Genomic DNA, 19,202 nt, shown 5'->3' with positions numbered 1-19,202 from the left:
GGCGCGAAGCGCCGGATGAGGGGTTGTATCGACAATTGATACTGCAAGAGGCTCATGTGGGGAGAGAGAACCCCTCACCCGTCTCGCCGCTTCGCGGCGAGCCACCCTCTCCCACAAGGGGAGAGGGGCAGAACGCTACGGCTTGCTCGGGTCGAACCGCTTTTCCAGGCCCTTCCAGCAATCCGCGTAGTCGTCCTGCAACGTCGCGGAATTCGCGGCGTGCGCGGTGACGCGCTGCGCGTAGCGGGTCTCGAACATGAAGGCCATGGTGCCGGTCAGCTTGACCGGCTTCAGCTCGCCGTTGCTGGCATGCTCGAAGGCATCTCGATCGGGGCCGTGCGGCAGCATGCAATTGTGCAGGCTCATGCCGCCCGGCACGAAGCCTTGCGGCTTGGCGTCGTAGACGCCGTAGATCAGGCCCATGAACTCGCTCATGATGTTCAGGTGATACCACGGCGGGCGGAAGGTATTGTCGGCGACCATCCAACGCTCTGGGAAGATCACGAAATCGATATTCGCCGTGCCCGGGGTCTCCGACGGCGAGGTCAGCACGGTGAAGATCGAGGGATCGGGATGATCGAAGCCGATCGCACCGACCGGCGAGAAGCTCCGCAGATCATATTTGTACGGCGCATAATTGCCGTGCCAGGCGACGACGTCGATAGGCGAGTGGGACAACTGCGTCTTGAACAACGATCCACCCCATTTCACGAACAACTCGGTCGGCGTGTCCTTGTCCTCGTAGTGCGCGACCGGCGTCAGGAAGTCGCGGGCATTGGCGAGGCAATTGGCGCCGATCGGCCCGCGCTCCGGGAGCGTGAAGGCGCCGCCGTAGTTTTCGCAGAGATAGCCGCGCGCCGGTCCGCTCGGAATCTCCACCCGGAACTTGACGCCACGCGGGATCACCACGATCTCGCCGGGCTCGGCGTCGATGCGACCGAACTCGGTGACGATACGAAGATTGCCCTGCTGCAGCACGAACATCAGCTCGCCGTCGGCATTGTAGAAGTGCTGGTCCACCATCGATTTGGTGATGAGATAGACATGGGCGGCCATGCCGGCCTGGGTGTTGACGTCGCCGGCGGTGGTCATGGTCTGCACGCCCTGAAGGAAGGTCATGTCCTCCTTCGGGATCGGCGCCGGATCCCAGCGCAATTGTGCGATCGGCAGATCGTTTTCATGGCACGGTGCCGACCGCCACAAGCCGCCGTCGGCCTTCTCGAAACGACCCGAATGTTTCACCGACGGGCGAATGCGATAGAGCCATGAGCGCTCATTGCTGCCGCGCGGCGCGGTGAAGGGCGAGCCGGAAAGCTGCTCGGCATAGAGGCCGTAGGCACAGCGCTGCGGCGAGTTGCGCCCGATCGGCAGCGCGCCGGGGAGCGCTTCGGTCTCAAAGCTGTTGCCGAAGCCCGACATGTAGCCCGGCGTGACCTGGGCAGAGCTGCGAATGATCTGATCGGGCGAGGTATTGATGTTCATTTCTATCCTCCTCCTTGCAGGGCGGCCCACATCTCCTGGTCGCGCTTGTCGGTCCAGATCACGGGGTCGTCGATCCCCGACGCCTCGTCATAGGCGCGCGACACGTTGAACGGCAGACAGTGCTCGTAGATGGCGAAGCTCGAAAATTTCGGATCCATCACCTCGCGCGTCGCGGCCATCGATTCCTTCAGCGTGCGGCCCTTGGCGACCGAGATTTCGGCGGCGCCGTAGAGCGAGGTGACGAAGTCGCGGGTCATCGCGATGGCTTCGCGCACCGTGGCGACACCCTTCAACGCATCGCCGCGGCCCGGCGCAATCGCCTTAGGATTGAAGTTGCGGATTTCGTTCAGCGTCAGCGGCCATTCGCGCAAGTGCGCATCGCCGCAATAGCAGGCCGAGTGGTATTCGATCAGGTCACCGGAGAACATCACTTCGGCATCAGGCACCCAGGCGACGATGTCGCCGGAGGTGTGGCCGGCGCCGAGCTGCATCAGGCGCACCTCGCGCTTGCCGAGATAGATCGACATTTCGCCTTCGAAAGTCAGCGTCGGCCAGGTCAGGCCGGGAATGCTCGATGCGTCCTGAAACAGGCGCGGGAAGCGGCCATATTCGGAATCCCAATCCTGCTGGCCACGCTCCTCGATCAGGCGATAGGTCTCCTGAGAGGCGACGATGCCCTGCGCCTTGTAGGCGGAGGCACCGAGCACGCGCACGGCGTGATAATGCGACAGCACGACATATTTGATCGGCTTATCCGTGACGGTACGGACGCGCTCGATCACCTTGTTGGCCATCGCCGGCGTCGATTGCGCGTCGAACACGAGGCAACCGTCGTCGCCGACAATGATCGCGGTGTTCGGATCACCCTCCGCGGTGAAGGCGTAGAGATCGGTGCCGATCTCGGAGAAGGTGATCTTCTTCTCGGAGAGGTCGCCGGTGGATGCGAAATTCTTCGCCATCAGTTCGTTCCTTTGGACATTATTGCTGTTGTTGCTGTTGCTGCTGGCCGTCGATCATGCGCCGCCTGGCGAGGAGGATCGCCTCCCGCAGCACGTCGATATCGCCGATATGGTTGGCGAGGATCAGCACCAGCGCCGCGTCGAAATCGGCGCTCTGCTCGTCGGTGAAGCCACGATGCGCCTCCATGATGGCGCGAAAGGCGTCGTCGGGTCGCGCGAAGTTGGAGCTGGTCGAGAGCGGCATGCGAATCCTCAATTCAATCCTTGGGCCCGCGACAGCGCTGCCGCGACGCCGGCACGCGTCGGCTGGCGAAAGCGCGCCGCGACATAGCCGTCCGGCCTTAGCAGGTAGGCTGAGCCTGGTTCCGCATCATATCGCTTTGCGGTGAGCCCCGCCGGATCTGCGAGCCCGTCCTCACCGCCGATGCAGATGTCCTTCACACCAACGGGCGCATCGATCGCCGCGCCATTGCTGAACGACAGCAACGTGAAATCCGTTCCGCCCTGCCGGAACGCATCCGTCAAATAGCTTTGCTCGCCCGCGCGCATCGCAACGGGGGCATCGAGCATCGAACAACCCGGGAGCGGGCCAGCGCGCCACGCATCCGCATCGGGCGATGACAGCGGCGAGTCATAGCTGCACGGCACCGAGAGCCGCCCGCCATTGACCATGCGCTTGCCGAACTCCGTTTCCTTCGCCAGCGACAGCACCGCCTTCCGCAGCCGCGCTTCCTGATGCGAGTTCGGCGCCATGAAATCGGTCGAGCGGGTGGATTCGCGGATGTTCTCGTCGGCCGCCCCACTGCGCTCGACATGATAGCTCTCGAGCAGGCTCGCGGGTGAGGCGCCGCGCAGCACGCGGTCGAGCTTCCAGGAGAGGTTCTCGGCGTCCTCGAGTCCCGAATTGGCGCCGCGCGCGCCGAAGGGCGAGACCTGGTGCGCGGAATCGCCTGCAAAGATCACGCGGCCATGGACGAAGCGGTCCATCCGCCGGCACTGGAATTTGTAGAGCGAGATCCACTCGAACTCGAACTCGTCGTGGCCGAGCATGCGCGCAATCCGCGGCCGCACGTTCTCGGGCTTCTTCTCGACGACGGGATCTGCATAGCGATTGAGCTGGAGGTCGATGCGCCAGACGTCGTCGGGCTGTCGGTGCAACAACGCCGAACGTCCCGCATGAAACGGCGGATCGAACCAGAACCAGCGTTCGGTCGGGAATTCCGCGGTCATCTTGACGTCGGCGATCAGGAACTGGTCCTCGAACACCTGTCCCGCGAAATCGGCGCCCACCATCTGCCGCAGCGACGAGCGCGCGCCGTCGCAGGCGACGACATATTGCGCGTGCAGGCGATAGGCGCCCTCCGGCGTCTCGATCGTCAGCGCGACGGAATCGTTGCGGCTCTCCAGCGCCGTCACCTTGTTGCGCCAACGCAGGTTGATCTCGGGCAGCTCGCTGATGCGGTCGACCAGATAGGCTTCGGCGTAGTATTGCTGGAGATTGATGAAGGCCGGCCGCTTGTGACCGTCGTCCGGCAGCAGATTGAACTGGTAGAGCTGCTGCTCGCCGTGGAAGATGCGGCCGACGCTCCAGACCACGCCCTTGTCGACTATGCGGTCGCCGACGCCGAGCCTGTCCCAATATTCCAGCGAGCGTTTCGAGAAGCAGATCGCGCGGGAGCCCTCTCCGATGCGGTCGGCGTCATCCAGAAGGACGACGCGCTGGCCGCGCTGGGCAAGGTCGATCGCAAGCGATAGCCCGACCGGGCCCGCGCCGACGACCACCACGGGATGCTCGGCCGCGCTCTGGCCGGGACGATCCTGATCGGGGTGGCGGCGATAGCCGAACTGGGTTTTGGCCTGATGCGTATTGGCCTTCGCCATGCGCTAACCTCGGCTCTGGTCAGGAGAGGCCTGATCTGCTAATAGTCTCACGTGCAACTATTTTGGACCGGAGCCGGCCGGCCGTCAACTGGAATTCGGAGCGCTCTCCTTGGCGAGGACATCCAGCGACATCGCGCTGAAGACACGCGAGGCCGATGAGGCCTCAGCGCGGCCAAAAACACGGCTCGACCTATTCAGGTTCGTGCCGTTCCGCCTCAACCGGCTCGCAGCGGAGGTCAGCGCCGCGCTTTCGGTCGAATATCAGGAACGTCACGGCCTCGACATCCCGGCCTGGCGCGTGATCGCGACGCTCGGCTTCCGCAACGATGCCTGCAGCGCGCAGTACGTCGCGCAATGCACCCGCACGCACAAATCCACGATCAGCCGCGCGGTGACCATGCTGCTGCAACAGGGTTTGATTGAGCGCGTCGAGAACGAAGCCGACCGCCGCGAATTCCGCCTGCGACTGACAAGGAAAGGCCGCACGCTCTACGAGGAGCTGTTTCCGCAATTGCTGCGACGGGAAGACGAGATCCTCGCCTGCCTCTCCGCGCAGGAGCGCAAACAGCTATCGACGCTGCTCGGCAAGATCGAACAGAGCCTCGATTTGATCCAGACCAGCGAGGAGGCCGACGCCAAGCAGGCGTATTGATCACTTCGCAAACGATCGCGACGGCGGCAAATGCAGGGCCCAGACATCGCTCTCGTCGCTGGCACGCGGATAGATCTCCGTCACGATCGGATCGTGGCCGGGAATGAACCGGTCAGGATGGCCGGCGAGACGTTCGATCGTCTCCCAGCCGACCGCCATGTCGCCGACATTGTAGACGATCGGAAACGGACTCCTCCGCTGGAGATTGGCGTAATAATGCGCGGCGTCGGACGCCAGCACCACGGGCCCGCGCGCCGTCTCGACCCTCACCACCTGCAGGCCGTCCGAATGGCCGCCGACGCGGTGCACGGTGACGCCGGGCGCGATCTCGCCGTCCCCGGAATAGAAAGTGACGCGCTCGCCATAGACATGGCGGACCATCTGGGTGACGTGCTCGACCGAGAACGGATGTCGCAGCAGTCCGTTGCACATGCAGCGCCCCGTCGCGTAGGCCATCTCGCGCTCCTGGAGATGGAAGCGCGCGTTCGCGAAGCGGTCGAGATTGCCGGCATGGTCGTAGTGCAGATGCGTCACGATGATGTCGCGAATGCTCGCTGCCGCCACACCAAAGCGCTCCAGCGCGTCGACCGGATTGAGCGTCAGCTTGCGCGCGCGCAAGCCCGCCTCCTCGGCATTGAAGCCGGTATCGACCAGGATGTCGCGGCCGTTGCCGCGGATCAGCCAGACGAAATAGTCGAGGTCCTGCGCCGCGCTGTCATGCGGGTCGGGCGCTAGGAAGTTCATATTGGGGGTGCGCGGCGACATCGTCGCATAGCGCAGGGCGTAGATTTCGTAGGCGTTTCCCATGGTTTTGATCTTGCTCTTTTGTGGATGCACCTTCAGTGCGATCGACCGCACCAAGCCATCGTCCACCGCAAAGGTCAAACACCGGAGGTTGCGGAGAAGGCCCGTCCGCAATGTGAGACCAATCACATCCTTGTCGCCATGGCTGCCCTAACGTGCAGACGCAATGACAACCAGAATGCATCGCGTGCAATCGTGACCGCCCGTTTATTCCCCCCGCCACATGCCCATGCGTCGCGGTCAATTGTCGCGATAGCGCCGAATCTGCAAGCGGTTGACGCCCCCCTTCCCCGGTTTGATAATGCACATTGCGTAAGTTAAGGTCGCCGCGGCGCAAGCTGGAAACGGCGCCTTTTTGGCTGGATCGCGCTAATTATGAAAATTCGCCTGCTTTTCGTTCTGTCCTTGCTCGTGTCGCTCATCCCGACCGCTCCGTCGATTGCGGCCGGCGATCGCTTTGCGCTTGTGATCGGCAACGCCAAATATCCGGACGCCGACGCTCCCCTGAAGGAACCGCTCAACGACGCGCGCGACGTCGCCGACGAGCTCAAGCGCGACGGCTTTTCCGTGGAAACCGGTGAAAACCTGACCGGCGACGGCATGCGCCGCGCCTTCGATAAGCTCTACGGCAAGATCAAGCCGGGGTCGGTGGCACTGGTGTTCTTTAGCGGCTTCGGCATCCAGTCCGCGCGGCAGAGCTATTTGCTGCCGATCGATGCGCAGATCTGGACCGAATCCGACGTGCGCCGCGACGGCATCAGCCTCGAAACCGTGCTCGGCGAGCTCAACACCCGCGGCGCCGGCGTCAAAATCGCGCTGGTCGATGCCTCCAGGCGCAACCCGTTCGAGCGCCGGTTCCGCAGCTTCTCAGCCGGCCTCACCCCCGTCATCGCGCCGAACGGCACGCTGGTGATGTATTCGGCGGCGCTGGCCTCGGTGGTCTCGGACGCCGGCGGCGAGCACAGCCTGTTCGTCCAGGAACTCCTCAAGGAAATCCGCGTCCCCGACCTGATGGCCGAGGAGACGCTGAACCGCACCAAGATGGGCGTCACCCGCGCCTCCCGGGGCGAGCAGGTGCCGTGGATCTCCTCTTCACTGGCCGAGGATTTCTCGTTCATTCCAGGGGCCGGTGGGTCGCGCCCGACAACGACCCCGCCACCCCCGCCTCCCGCTCCGCCGCCGGTCGTCGCCAACAACCCGCCGCCGGCTCCGCCCGCGCCACCGCCACCTGTGCTGCCGAAACCAGCCGACGCAGTGGCAGCACCGGCTCCGTCACCGAAGCCGCAGGTCGAGGCTGCCTTGCCGCCGGTACCGCCGCCGCCACCGCCTGTGAAACCGGCCGATCCCGTCACCGCTCCGAGCATGGAGAGCGGGCCGAGTGCGGCCGTCCTGGCCGAGGACCCCACCATCAAGGGGCTGACCGCCAAAATCGCGGCCAATCCGGACGACGTGAACGCGCTTTACCGGCGCGGCCAAGTCTATGCCAGCAAGGGCGCCTACAGCCTGGCCATCAAGGATTTTGACGAGACGCTCCGGATCAACCCAAAGGACGTCGAGGCTCTGAACAATCGCTGCTGGACCCGCACGGTGGTCGGTGACCTCCAGGGCGCGCTGAAGGATTGCAACGAGGCCCTGCGGCTACGGCCGAACTTCGTCGACGCGCTGGACAGCCGGGGACTCGTCAATCTGAAATCGGGGGCGGTCAAGAACGCCATCGCCGATTTCGAGGCAGCCCTGAGGATCAATCCGCGCCTGACCTCCTCGCTGTTCGGACGCGGGATCGCCAAGCAGCGCAACGGCTCGGCCCAAGAGGGTGCGCTCGACATCGCCAATGCCAAGGCGATGGACCCGAACATTGTTCAGGAATTCGCAAGCTACGGAGTGCGTTGATATTTTTTTGAATTGGGGCCGATGTGCCTCGAACCCGCGACGGCCCGGCGAAGACTAATCGAACGGATGCCGCAGGCCGTCCTTTCGGGGGGCTTATTGCAGGGATTTGGAACTACGCGAGCTGGCTGCGCAGGAGGGACTGGCTATGAGATTGGCTGCAAAGGGACTTACCGCAATCCTGTCCATCATCACCGTCGGCGCCGCGCTGTCGCTGACGATCCCACTGGCATTCGCGGGCGACGACGGCAACAGCAAGAACGTCACCGAGGACGAGATCGTCCGCGCGCTGGCGCCGCCGCCGAAGAAGCCGCTGACCCGCGGCCTTTCGATCGCTCCGCAGGCCGATCCCGCACCGAGTGCGGCTGAGTCCAAGCTGATCCAGTCCGTGCGCGGCCGCTCGACACGCTCCCTTTCGTCGGTCGAGCGTGAAGAAATCGCGTCGGCCGCCAAGGACAAGCCAAACATCGATCTGGAAATCACGTTCGACTACAACTCAGCCAATATCAGCGCTAAATCGCTTGCCTCGGTCCAGGCGCTCGGCCGCGCGCTGACGAGCCCCGACCTGAAAGGCTCGACCTTCGTGGTCGCCGGCCACACTGACGCCGCCGGCGGCGAGAGCTATAACCAGGATCTGTCGGAGCGCCGCGCGGATTCGATCAAGCGCTACCTCGTCGACAAATACAGCATCTCCGCGACCGACCTCGTCACCGTCGGCTACGGCAAGAGCAAGCTGAAGGACCCGGCCCAGCCGATGGCGGAGGTCAATCGTCGCGTGCAGGTCGTCAATATGGAAAACAAGACCACCGCATCGAAGTGAGCACGACGTAATCCTTTGAAGTGACAAGTCGTGATGTGGTGTAAAGTCTCGCTTCCAGCGCGCGTCCCGCAACCTTGCGGGACGCTGCTTTATTTCAGGGAAACGCTCTCCATGGGCCGCGCGCGGATGGCCGTGAGCCTGGCCAGGACGATCCGGCGATGAACCTCTCTCAATATCTCAAGCCAGCCGGAACGGTGGTATTCGTCGTCGCGCTCGGCGTCGGCTATTATCTGTTCGAGCACCGGCACCGCGCCGAGCCCAAGGAAACGCCGGGCGAAGCGCTGGTCATCGTGACCAAGTCGACCAATGCCTGCTTCTCCGACCTGGTCCGGGTAACCGGCTTCTTCGTGCCGCGCCGCGAAGCCGTGGTCGTCGCCGACCAGGAGGGATCCAGGGTTACCGACCTCTTCGTCACCGAGGGCACCCTCGTCACCGACAATCAGGAGCTGGCGCGGCTGACCGCACCGCCCCAGATCCCCGGCCAGCCGCAGCGGCCCGGTCCGCAAGGTCCGGTGTCGCTGAAAGCCTCTGCGCCGGGTCTCGTCACCGAGGTCCGCACCATCGTCGGCGCGCCGGCCTCGCCGCAGGCCGGCCCGATGTTCCGTATTGCCGTCAACAACGAGATCGAGCTGGACGCGCAGGTCCCGGCGGTGCACATGGCCAAGCTCAGCTCCGGCGCGACCGTGCGCATCAGCCGCGACGACGCGCCCGATCTGATCGGGCGGGTCAGGCTGGTCGCGCCCGAAATCGATCGCGCCACCCAGCTCGGCCGCGTGCGCATCAGCGTCACCAACAATCCCTCGCTGAAAGTCGGCGTGTTCGCCCGCGCCTCCATCGATGCCAAGCGAAGCTGCGGCGTCGCGGTTCCCAAGACCGCGATCGACCATCTCACCGTGCAGGTCGTCAAGGGCAACATTGTCGAGACGCGCAAGGTACGGGTCGGGCTGTCGTCGGACAGCGCGACGGAAATTCTGGAAGGCCTCAACGTCGGCGAAATCGTCGTGGCCGACGCCGGCTCTTCGCTGCATGACGGCGACCAGATCAAGACCATGTTCGCTGATGAACTCGATCGCACGCGGGTACGCTGATGGCTCTCAATATCTCGGCATGGTCGATCCGCAATCCGCTGCCGTCGGTGGTTTTTTCCATTATCCTCCTGATCCTCGGCTGGGTATCCTTCACCAAGCTCGCGGTGACGCGGCTACCCTCGGCCGACATTCCCGTGATCTCGGTCGCGGTATCGCAGTTCGGTGCGGCGCCCGCCGAGCTCGAATCCCAGGTCACCAAGACGGTTGAAGACGCCGTCTCCGGTGTCGAAGGTGTCAGGCACATCACCTCGCAGATCACCGACGGCTTGTCGGTGACGACGATCCAGTTCGCGCTGGAAACCAACACCGACCGCGCGCTCAACGACGTCAAGGACGCGGTGACGCGCGTGCGCTCCAACCTGCCGCAGAACGTCACCGAGCCGCTGATCCAGCGCGTCGACGTCATCGGCCTGCCGATCGTCACCTACGCCGCGATCTCGCCCGGCAAGACGCCGGAGCAGCTCTCCTATTTCGTTGACGACGTGGTCAAGCGCGCGCTGCAGGGCGTACGTGGCGTCGCCCAGGTCGAGCGCATCGGCGGTGTCGAGCGCGAGATCCTGGTCTCGCTCGATCCCGACCGCCTGCAGTCGATGGGGCTGACGGCCGTCAACGTCAGCCAGAGCCTGCGCGGCACCAATGTCGACGTCGCCGGCGGCCGCGCCGAGATCGGCAAGAACGACCAGGCGATCCGCACCCTCGCCGGCGCCAAGACGCTGAGCGACCTCGCCGGCACCATGATTCCGCTGTTCGGCGGCGGCGAGGTCCGGCTCGACGATCTCGGCACAGTGACCGACACCATCGCAGACCGCCGCACCTTCGCCCGCTTCAACGGCGAGCCGATCGTCGCGCTTGGCATCAAGCGCTCCAAGGGTGCCAGCGACGTGAAAGTCGCCGAGGCCGTGCAGAAGCGCATCGACACGCTCAAGGCGACCTACCCCGACGTCGATCTGAAGGTGATCGACACCTCGGTCGAATATACCAACGGCAATTACCACGCGGCGATCTCGACCCTGTTCGAAGGCGCCATCCTTGCCGTCGTCATCGTGCTGCTGTTCCTGCGTGACTTGCGCGCCACCATCATCGCCGCGATCTCGCTGCCGTTGTCGATCTTCCCGGCGTTCTGGGCGATGGACCTGCTCGGCTTCTCGCTCAACCTCGTCAGCTTCCTCGCCATCACGCTGTCGACGGGTATTCTGGTCGACGACGCCATCGTCGAGATCGAGAATATCGTCAGGCACATGAACATGGGCAAATCGCCCTATCGTGCCGCCCTCGAAGCCGCCGACGAGATCGGCCTCGCGGTGATCGCGATCTCGCTGACGATCATCGCGATCTTCGCACCCGCGAGCTTCATGTCGGGTATCGCCGGACAGTTCTTCAAGCAGTTCGGCATCACCGTCTCGGTGCAGGTGTTCTTCTCGCTGCTCGCGGCGCGCTTCGTCACGCCGGTGCTCGCCGCCTACTTCCTCAAACATAGCAATCACCAGGAGCCGCCGCCCGGCCGCGTGCTGCGGTCCTATCACAGGCTCGTGGCCTGGTCGGTGAAGCACTATTTCATTACGGTGCTGGTCGGCTTCGGCGTCTTCGCCGCCTCGATCTGGAGCATCACGCTGCTGCCGCAGGGCTTCCTGCCGGCGCAGGACAGCTCGCGCTCGCTGGTTGCCCTCGAGCTGCCGCCAGGCACCCAGCTCGCCTACACTGAAAAAGTCACCGAAGACATCGTCGCGCGCCTGCGCAAGCGGCCCGAGGTGAAGAGCATCTTCGTCGACGGCGGCCGCGTTCCACCGGGGACCCAGGAAGTCCGGCGCGCCGCTTTGATCATCAACTACACGCCCAAGGACAGTCGCGACATCACCCAGCGCGAGCTCGAATTCTCGATCAGCCAGGAGCTGGAGAACATTCCAGACATCCGCTTCTGGTTCCTCGACGAGAACGGCCTGCGCGCCATCTCGCTGGTCGTGACCGGCGCAGACGCCAACATCGTCAACAACGTCGCCAGCGAGCTCGCGACGCAGATGAAGCGGATTCCCACCATCTCCAACGTGATCTCGGAAACCACGCTGGAGCGGCCCGAGCTGCGCGTCGAACCGCGCGCCGATCTCGCCGCACGACTCGGCGTCTCGACCGAAAGCCTGTCGCAGACCATCCGTGTCGCCACCATCGGCGACGTCGGCCCCGCGCTCGCCAAGTTCGACGTCGGTGACCGTCTGGTGCCGATCCGCGTGCAGCTCGAGGATGCCGCGCGCGGCAATCTGAAGACGCTCGAACAGTTGCGCGTGCCGCTCGGCGAGCACGGCGAGAAGGGCGGCGTGCCGCTCTCCGTCATCGCCGACGTCAAACTCGACCAGGGTCCGACCAGCATCAACCGCTACGATCGCGAGCGACAGGCGACCGTCGCGGCCGATCTCGTCGGCTCCGCAGCGCTCGGCGACGCCACCAAGAAGATCTACGACCTTCCGGTCATGAAGAGCCGGCCGAAGGGCGTGAAGGTCTCCCCCTCCGGCGACGCCGAAAGCCTGAACGAACTGTCCGAAGGCTTTGCCACCGCGATCACGGCGGGCCTGATGATGGTCTACGCCGTGCTGGTGCTGCTGTTCGGCACCTTCCTGCAGCCGATCACCATTCTGTTCTCGCTGCCGCTCTCGATCGGCGGCGCGATCGCGGCCCTGCTGATCACCGGCAAGCAGCTCACGACACCGGTGTGGATCGGCATCCTGATGCTGATGGGCATCGTCACCAAGAACGCGATCATGCTGGTGGAATTCGCCATCGAGTCCATTCACGCCGGCACACCGCGCGAGGAAGCCATGATCGACGCGGGCATGAAACGCGCACGCCCGATCGTGATGACCACGATCGCGATGGCCGCGGGCATGATGCCAAGCGCGCTCGCGGTCGGCGCGGGCGGCGAGTTCCGCTCGCCGATGGCGCTCGCGGTGATCGGCGGCTTGATCTTCTCGACCATCCTGTCGCTGGTGTTCGTGCCCGCGATGTTCATGGTGATGGACGATCTCGGCGCCCTGATCTGGCGCTTCGGCAAGCGGCTGGTCGTGCACAGCGAAGATGCGGAGGACGCCGGTCGTCATGAAGCGGCGCCGGTGGGAGCGATGCCGGGGCCGAAGAACATGGTGCACCCTGCGGCGGAGTAGATTCCGAGCCCGCCGCCTCAGGGCACACTGGCGAAGGTCATCCGCAGGCGCTATGTTACTCGCATGACTTTATCGCGTATCACGATCGACCCGGCCATTTGCACCGGCAAGCCCTGCATTCGCGGGTTGCGGTTTCCGGTCGCACGGCTCCTCGGCCTGCTGGCAGCCGGTGAAACTCGCGAATCCGTTTTGAACGACTACCCGTATCTCGAACGCGAAGATATCGATGAGGCGTTGCGCTACGCGGCTTTCCTCGCAGAGGACGAAGCCGTCGAGCTGCATCCCGCCGCCCCAGCGAAGTGAAATTTCTCGTCGATATGCCGCTCTCGCCGGTGTTGTCACACTGGCTGACAGAGAGGGGGCATGATGCCGTCCACGCCTCTGAGATAGGCCTTCATGCCGCGAGCGATGTCGAGATCATCGATCGCGCCAGGAGGGAGGTGCGCACGGTCGTCACGGCAGACCTCGACTACCCTCGCCTCATTGCAACCGCGGGCAACGATAGCCCCGGCCTCATTCTGTTCCGAGGCGGCGACTGGACAGAGGCGGGCGTCCGAACCCGACTGGCAGAGGTTTTATCCGCCCTGACCGAGGATGAGATACAGGGCAGCATCACTACCATCGACCGGGATCGCGTCCGCCGGCGCAGACTCCCGATCACCTAACTCCTACTCGTTGCGCGCGATCGCCGTCAGCTTGGTCATGTTCCGCAGCAGGATGCGGCCGCGCTGGAGATCGAGGATCGCTTCCTTGCGCCAGGCCTGAAGCTGGCGGTTGACGCTCTCGCGGGCGGCGCCGACGAAGACGCCAAGTTGCTCCTGCGAGATGTGCACCTCCGAGCCGAAATCGGCGGCGAGCGCGCAGAGGCGCCGCGCGAGGCGAACCGGCAGTGGCTGGAGCATGGACTCTTCCATGCGTTCGCTCTGCCAGCGGATGCGCTGGCACAGCAGCGCGATGATCTTGATCCCGACCTTCGGCTCGCGTTCGAGGAACGCCAGAAAGTCTTCGCGCCGCAGCACGAACAGCTCGCTGGCTTCGCCCGCGGTCGCGTCCGCAGTGCGGCTCTGGCCGTCCAGCACCGCAACTTCCCCGAACAGGTCGCCGGGCCCCATGAAGTTCAGCGTCAGCCGGCTGCCGTCGGAGGCGCCGGTTTCGATGCGGACCTGGCCTCGGCGCACGCCGAACAGCGCATCGCCCGCGTCGCCCTTCTGGAATAGCACCTCGCCGTTCCCCAGATGCTGGGTGTGGCAGAGATTCGCCAGCCGCTGGAGCTCGTCTGCGCCGAGATCGGCGAACATCGCATTCATCTTGAGGATGACCGCAAATTCGGCCTGCTTGCTCATTTCAATGTCCTTGTGAATTTGGTTGGCAAATCGCTTGGAACCATCGACATCAGGATCGCGTAAAACCGCGCCGGGGAAGTGTGCCATAAGTCACATAACTTTGCAGCACCCCCAGACTATTTTTACGTACTTGGAGCCGCTTCCCGTCCCGGGATAAACTCAGGCGCAAAGGACGGTGCAAATGACGGTCATGTGCCGGATTCGACGCCGATCGTTCGCCGCTGGAAAGTCGACATGAGAGCCGTGAAATTCGCCGGCGCGGCGGTGGCCGCCGTCGTCATCGTGATCGCACTCCTGCTGGTGGTCGGGATCCCCTCGGGCTTCCTGACATCGACGATTGCCTCGCGGGTCGAGAGCGCGACCGGTTATCGCCTGTCGATCGACGGCACGACCCGAATCAGCCTGTGGCCGACGCTGAACGTGACGCTGAACGACCTCACGCTTGCCGACCCCAAGGACCGCAGCGGCATCACGCGCCTGACCATCGACAGCGTGCAGGCCGACATGTCGCTCTCGAGCGTCTGGTCGGGCCGCCCGAAGATCAGCGAACTCGTCGTCACCCATCCCGTGTTCTACCAGCCACTGCTGCGCGAGCGCCTGCCGAATGCCGGCGGCACGTCGAAGCCGATCGCGCTCGATACCGATGGCGCCGCCATCGATCGCATCAAGGTCACCGATGGCGAGGTCGCATTCGCACGCGTGCGGGATCGCGTCGAGAACCGCATCAGCGCCATCAATGCCGATGCGATCGTCGGCCGCGACCGCAAGATCAACATCACCGGCACCGCACGGGTCGGCGAGCATCCGACCAAGTTCGACATCAAGGCCACCACGCCGGCGCCGCCGGCCGACCGGCCGACCATTCCGGTGGATTTCGCCATCGACATGCCGGACGTGCTGAAGTCCCGGCTCGCAGGTCATGCCGAGATGCGGCTGAGCGGCGATGTGGTGATGATCAACGGCGTGAGCGGCACGCTCGGCGATGGTGCGTTCAACGGCTGGGCCTCGGTCGATATCGCGAGCAAGCCTCTGGTCAAGGTCGATCTCGACTTCCAGCGGCTCGCGATCCCGCTGGCGAAATCGCCGGAAGGCGCGTCCGGGCAGCCCTGGAGCGATGCGCCGATCGACGTGTCCGGGCTCAACTATGTCGATGCGCAAATCAGGATCTCCGCGCACGAGGCGGTGATCGGCGATGCACGCCTCGCGCCGCTGGCGGTCGATGCAAAGCTCGCCGGCGGCGTGCTGAAGGCCGGCAGCGCCAATCTCGGCGCCTATGGCGGCCAGGTCACGGGCGAATTGATCCTGGATGCGACCAGCGGCGCGCCGAGCTTTGCCATGCATTCCGACCTCGCCGGCGTGCGGGCGCTGCCGCTGCTGCAGGGCCTTGCCGAATTCGACCGGATCGACGGCAAGCTGCAGGCCAAGCTCGCGCTGCGCAGCGCCGGCACCAGCCAGCGCGCGCTGATGGCGAACATGCAGGGCACCGCCTTCGTCAATTTCCAGGACGGCGCCATTCGCGGCATCAACGTCGCACAGATGATCCGCTCGCTGACCTCGGGCACGCTGTCCGGCTGGCAGGCAAACCAGGACAACAGTCGGGAGCAGAGCACGGATTTGTCGCAGCTCTCGGCGTCGTTCCGGATCGACAAGGGCCAGGCGGTGACCACTGATCTCAATTTGACCGGACCGCTGGTCCGCGTGACCGGCGCCGGCACGATCGCCCTCGACACCAAGATGATGGGCTTTCGTGTCGAGCCGAAGCTGGTGATGACGACCGAGGGCCAGGGCCGCGCCGCCGAGCCGGTCGGCTTCGGCATTCCTGTGATGATCCAGGGCACCTGGTCGCAGCCGCGGATCTATCCCGACATGGCCGGCATGCTGGACAATCCGGACGCCGCCTATGCCAAGCTGCGCGAAATGGGCAAGGGACTGTTCGGCGCTGACGGGGCCGGGCTCGGCAACATCTTGGGCAGCCTTGGTCTCGGAGGGACCACCGCGCCAGGTGGCGGCAATGCGGCCGGCAATGCCAATCCGCAAACCCAGCAGCCGGGACAGAACAATTTGCTCGGCGGCCCCCTGGGCGAGGCGCTCGGCAATTTGATCCAGCAGGGACTTTCCAGTGGCGCGGGAAACGGCACTGGGACGGCCACTGGGAGCGCCCCCGGCACCGGCACTGCCACCGGCCGCAGCCGCAGCCTGCCTGCAGCGCCATCCACATTGATGCCGCAAGCCTCGCCGGCGTCCCCCGGCCTGGAGGACCCGCCGGCGGCGCAGCAGGACAGCCAGCCGATGAATGACGTGCTGCGGCAGCTCTTTAATCGATGATTGCAGGACCAAAGCGCTGGACTCCAAGCCCTCCCTTGCCAAGCCATCCCCTTACCTCGGCTGGCCCGGCCGCGGCTTCCCCCAAACGGATGAGACTCCGACAATTCACCATCCTTCCGCCTGCCCCAACGTCCACAGCGGGTAACCCCGGCCGGTCACGCGGCCCCGACCAGTCCCTTCACAGTCCCTTGGACCAAATTGTGCTAGAAGGCTCGCAGGGTCCGTACGGCCCGTAGCGCCGGCGCCGATGGCGGCGCGAGAGGATCGGGATGGCAGGAGCGAACGACAAGACACGGTTTCTGCGCGAGGGTCTGTTCGCCAAATACGTCGTCTCTCTCGTCGGCCTCGTCGTGTTCGTGCTCGCCGTCAACGGCGCGATGGAGACCTGGATCTCCTACCGCGCCACCAAGACCCAGCTGACCGACGGTCTCGAGGACAAGGCGCAGGCTGCCGCGCGGCGGATCGAGCAGTCGATCTCGGAGCTCGAGCGCCAGATCAGCTGGGTGACGCGGGCGAGCCAGGACACGCTCGAGAAGCGCCGCGCCGACTACGCCCAGCTGCTGCACCAGGTCTCGGTCGTCAACCAGCTGTTCCAGCTCAACGGCGACGGCCGCGAGGTGCTCCGCGTCTCGCGTCAGTCGACCACGACCGGCAGCAATGCCGACCTCTCCCGCGACATGCGCTTCACCGACACCGTCACCCGCGGCGTCAGCTACGCGCCGGCCTGGTTCTCCGACCGAACGCCGTTCATGTCGATCTCGGTGGCGCATTCCGGCTTCAACGCCGGCGTCACCGTGGCCGAGCTCGATCTCAGCTTTCTCTCCGAGTACCTCTCCGACACCCAGGTCGGCAAGGCGGCCTTCGCCTATGTGGTCGATCCGCGCGGCCGCGTGCTGGCGACGTCCTCGAAAGGGCCCGAGATCGGCAAGGACCTCTCGAAGCTGCCGCAGGTTGCGGCCGCGGTCGCACCGGGCCACGAACCCGACAGTTCGGGCACCGACTTCAACGGCCATGCGGTGATGAGCGCGGCGAGCACCGTGCCGAAGCTCGGCTGGAGCGTGATGTTCGAGCAGCCGGCCACACAGGCCCTGATGCCGATCCGCGATCAGCTGGTGCGCATCGCGCTGCTGATCGGCATGGGCCTGCTGGTCGCGATCCTTGCCGGCACGCTTCTGGCGCGCCGCATGATCATTCCGATCACCGCGCTGCGTGACGGCGCGCACAAGCTTGGCGAGGGCGATTTCAGCCATCGCATCGAGGTGCACACCTCGGACGAGCTGGAAGATCTCGCCGGCCAGTTCAATCGCATGGCCGGCCAGATCCAGGAGACCTATTCGGACCTGGAGACCAAGGTCGAGGAGCGCACCCGCGATCTCGCGCAGTCGATCAACGAGCTCAAGGTGCTGGAGGAGGTCGGCCGCGCGGTCGCCGCCTCGCTCGATCTCAACGCCGTGCTGCCGACGATCGCCGCGCGCGCGATCGAGATCACCCATGCCGACGCCGTGCTGATCTACGGCTATGACGCGCAGGCGCGCCGGTTCAATCTGGTCGAGGCCAACGGCATCGACAAATCCGCCGACGGCGCCCATGTCACCATCGACGAAGGCGAGAATATCCTGAGCGATGCGGCCGGGAGCGGCGAGCCGATCGTGATTGCCGATCTCGACCAGGCCTCCGAGCAGCCGCTGCGCGACGTCGCGATCGATGCCGGCTTCCATTCGGTGCTGGTGGTGCCGCTGGTGGACCAGCAGGGCACGCTCGGCTCGCTGGTGGTGCTGCGCCGCGCCAGCGGCGAGTTCGCCCCAAGCATCATCGGCCTGATGCGCACCTTCGCCAACCAGGCCGTGCTGGCGATGCGCAATGCGCGGCTGTTCACCGAGGTCGACCACAAGGGCCGCGAGCTCGCGGCTGCGCACGAAACCGTGCAGCAGCAGGCCGCGAAGCTTCAGGAGCAGACCGAGCAGCTGCGCAACTGGAACCGCTCGCTGGAAGAGCGGGTCGAGAAACAGTTGGGCGAGATCGGCCGCATCAAGCGGCTCGAACGTTTCCTCGCGCCGCAGGTCGCGCAGCTGATCGCCTCGTCCGACGGCCACGACGCGCTGCTCGACAGCCACCGCCGCGAGGTCACCGTCGTGTTCTGCGATTTGCGCGGCTTCACCTCGTTCACGGAGGCGACCGAGCCGGAGGAGGCGATGAATGTGCTGCGCGAATATCACGCCGCGCTTGGCGAGCTGATCCACCGCTATGAAGGCACGCTCGACCGCTTTGCCGGCGACGGCGTGATGATCCTGTTCAACGCGCCGATTCAATTCGCCGACCACACCAAGCGCGCGGTGAAGATGGCGGTCGAGATGCGCGATGTCATTGGCCAATTGACCGAGAAGTGGAAGAACCGCGGCCATTCGCTCGGCTTCGGCGTCGGTGTCGCCATGGGCTACGCCACGCTCGGCCAGATCGGCTTCGAGCAGCGGCTCGAATATGCCGCGATCGGCAGCGTCACCAATCTCTCCTCCCGCCTCTGCGACGAAGCCAAGGCCGGCCAGGTCGTCGTCAGCCGCCGCGTCTACGGCATGGTCGAGCCCTGGGTCGAAGCCCGCGCGCTCGACGATCTCGTGCTCAAGGGTTTTAACCACCCCGTGCTCGCGATGGAGATTCTGTCGTGGCGCGAGGAGGTGGAGAACGTAGTGGATGCCGCCGCGGCGGCAAGGCGAAGAGGGTAGCCCAAACAAAAAAGTACGAAAACAACCCCATGCACAGTAGCCGGGGGCTGCAAGATCAATGGGTTACGCGGGTGCCGAAAATGGCCGGAAGC

General features: G+C 64.9%; 15 protein-coding genes. 9 read left to right on the top strand and 6 right to left on the bottom strand.

The window, feature by feature from the left end; translation table 11 throughout:
* Positions 1-135 precede the first annotated feature (135 nt).
* The 4 genes from hmgA to ABIB66_RS39455 are packed head-to-tail and all read right to left on the bottom strand — an operon-like array spanning position 136 to position 4,322.
* Entirely contained in the window at positions 136-1,482 is a 1,347-nt protein-coding gene (hmgA, locus tag ABIB66_RS39470; protein ID WP_275172670.1) for a homogentisate 1,2-dioxygenase, read from the bottom strand.
* A 2-nt stretch (positions 1,483-1,484) separates the two neighbouring features.
* Positions 1,485-2,441: an MBL fold metallo-hydrolase gene (locus ABIB66_RS39465; RefSeq protein WP_275172669.1), complete on the bottom strand. Its 957-nt coding sequence runs from the start codon at positions 2,439-2,441 to the stop codon at positions 1,485-1,487.
* A gap of 19 nt (positions 2,442-2,460) precedes the next feature.
* A complete protein-coding gene (locus ABIB66_RS39460; RefSeq protein ID WP_275172668.1) occupies positions 2,461-2,685 on the bottom strand; it encodes a DUF2783 domain-containing protein in 225 nt (74 codons plus the stop codon).
* Positions 2,686-2,693: 8 nt separating this feature from the next.
* Positions 2,694-4,322 carry an FAD-dependent oxidoreductase gene (locus tag ABIB66_RS39455; protein ID WP_354210683.1) on the bottom strand — a complete coding sequence of 543 codons (1,629 nt, stop codon included), beginning with the start codon at positions 4,320-4,322 and terminating at the stop codon, positions 2,694-2,696.
* Positions 4,323-4,431: 109 nt separating this feature from the next.
* On the opposite strand from ABIB66_RS39455, the gene ABIB66_RS39450 reads away from it, so the two are divergent.
* On the top strand, positions 4,432-4,974 hold the full coding sequence (locus tag ABIB66_RS39450; RefSeq protein WP_354210684.1) for a MarR family winged helix-turn-helix transcriptional regulator: 543 nt from the start codon (positions 4,432-4,434) through the stop codon (positions 4,972-4,974).
* Here ABIB66_RS39450 and ABIB66_RS39445 read toward each other — a convergent pair whose 3' ends face one another.
* Positions 4,975-5,781: an N-acyl homoserine lactonase family protein gene (locus tag ABIB66_RS39445; RefSeq protein WP_354210715.1), complete on the bottom strand. Its 807-nt coding sequence runs from the start codon at positions 5,779-5,781 to the stop codon at positions 4,975-4,977.
* A gap of 372 nt (positions 5,782-6,153) precedes the next feature.
* Here ABIB66_RS39445 and ABIB66_RS39440 point away from each other — a divergent pair, with 372 nt between their 5' ends.
* From ABIB66_RS39440 to ABIB66_RS39415, 6 genes are all read left to right on the top strand, one after another.
* A complete protein-coding gene (locus ABIB66_RS39440) occupies positions 6,154-7,668 on the top strand; it encodes a caspase family protein (protein WP_354210685.1) in 1,515 nt (504 codons plus the stop codon).
* A gap of 145 nt (positions 7,669-7,813) precedes the next feature.
* Positions 7,814-8,485, top strand: coding sequence for an OmpA family protein (locus ABIB66_RS39435; RefSeq protein WP_247363157.1), 672 nt, complete (start codon positions 7,814-7,816; stop codon positions 8,483-8,485).
* A 158-nt stretch (positions 8,486-8,643) separates the two neighbouring features.
* Positions 8,644-9,573: an efflux RND transporter periplasmic adaptor subunit gene (locus tag ABIB66_RS39430; RefSeq protein WP_354210686.1), complete on the top strand. Its 930-nt coding sequence runs from the start codon at positions 8,644-8,646 to the stop codon at positions 9,571-9,573.
* Positions 9,573-12,722: an efflux RND transporter permease subunit gene (locus ABIB66_RS39425; protein WP_354210687.1), complete on the top strand. Its 3,150-nt coding sequence runs from the start codon at positions 9,573-9,575 to the stop codon at positions 12,720-12,722. The genes ABIB66_RS39430 and ABIB66_RS39425 overlap by 1 nt, the downstream gene beginning before the upstream one ends.
* A gap of 63 nt (positions 12,723-12,785) precedes the next feature.
* Entirely contained in the window at positions 12,786-13,025 is a 240-nt protein-coding gene (locus tag ABIB66_RS39420) for a DUF433 domain-containing protein (RefSeq protein WP_354210688.1), read from the top strand.
* Positions 13,022-13,387: a DUF5615 family PIN-like protein gene (locus tag ABIB66_RS39415; protein WP_354210689.1), complete on the top strand. Its 366-nt coding sequence runs from the start codon at positions 13,022-13,024 to the stop codon at positions 13,385-13,387. Before ABIB66_RS39420 ends, ABIB66_RS39415 begins: the two co-directional genes overlap by 4 nt.
* A 3-nt stretch (positions 13,388-13,390) precedes the next feature.
* Here the strand turns inward: ABIB66_RS39415 and ABIB66_RS39410 are convergent, their stop codons facing one another.
* Entirely contained in the window at positions 13,391-14,065 is a 675-nt protein-coding gene (locus ABIB66_RS39410; protein ID WP_007599026.1) for a Crp/Fnr family transcriptional regulator, read from the bottom strand.
* A 234-nt stretch (positions 14,066-14,299) separates the two neighbouring features.
* Here ABIB66_RS39410 and ABIB66_RS39405 point away from each other — a divergent pair, with 234 nt between their 5' ends.
* Together ABIB66_RS39405 and ABIB66_RS39400 are read left to right on the top strand one after the other, a co-directional pair.
* Positions 14,300-16,390, top strand: coding sequence for an AsmA family protein (locus tag ABIB66_RS39405; protein ID WP_354210690.1), 2,091 nt, complete (start codon positions 14,300-14,302; stop codon positions 16,388-16,390).
* Positions 16,391-16,659: 269 nt separating this feature from the next.
* Positions 16,660-19,110 (top strand): adenylate/guanylate cyclase domain-containing protein, encoded by a 2,451-nt coding sequence (locus tag ABIB66_RS39400; RefSeq protein WP_275174389.1) that lies wholly within the window; start codon positions 16,660-16,662, stop codon positions 19,108-19,110.
* Positions 19,111-19,202 lie beyond the last annotated feature (92 nt).

It is taken from the genome of Bradyrhizobium sp. F1.13.3, assembly GCF_040548265.1.
Classification (GTDB): Bacteria; Pseudomonadota; Alphaproteobacteria; order Rhizobiales; family Xanthobacteraceae; genus Bradyrhizobium.
Note: the sequence above shows the minus strand (reverse complement) of the source record. Positions and strands in the feature narration are given on the sequence as shown.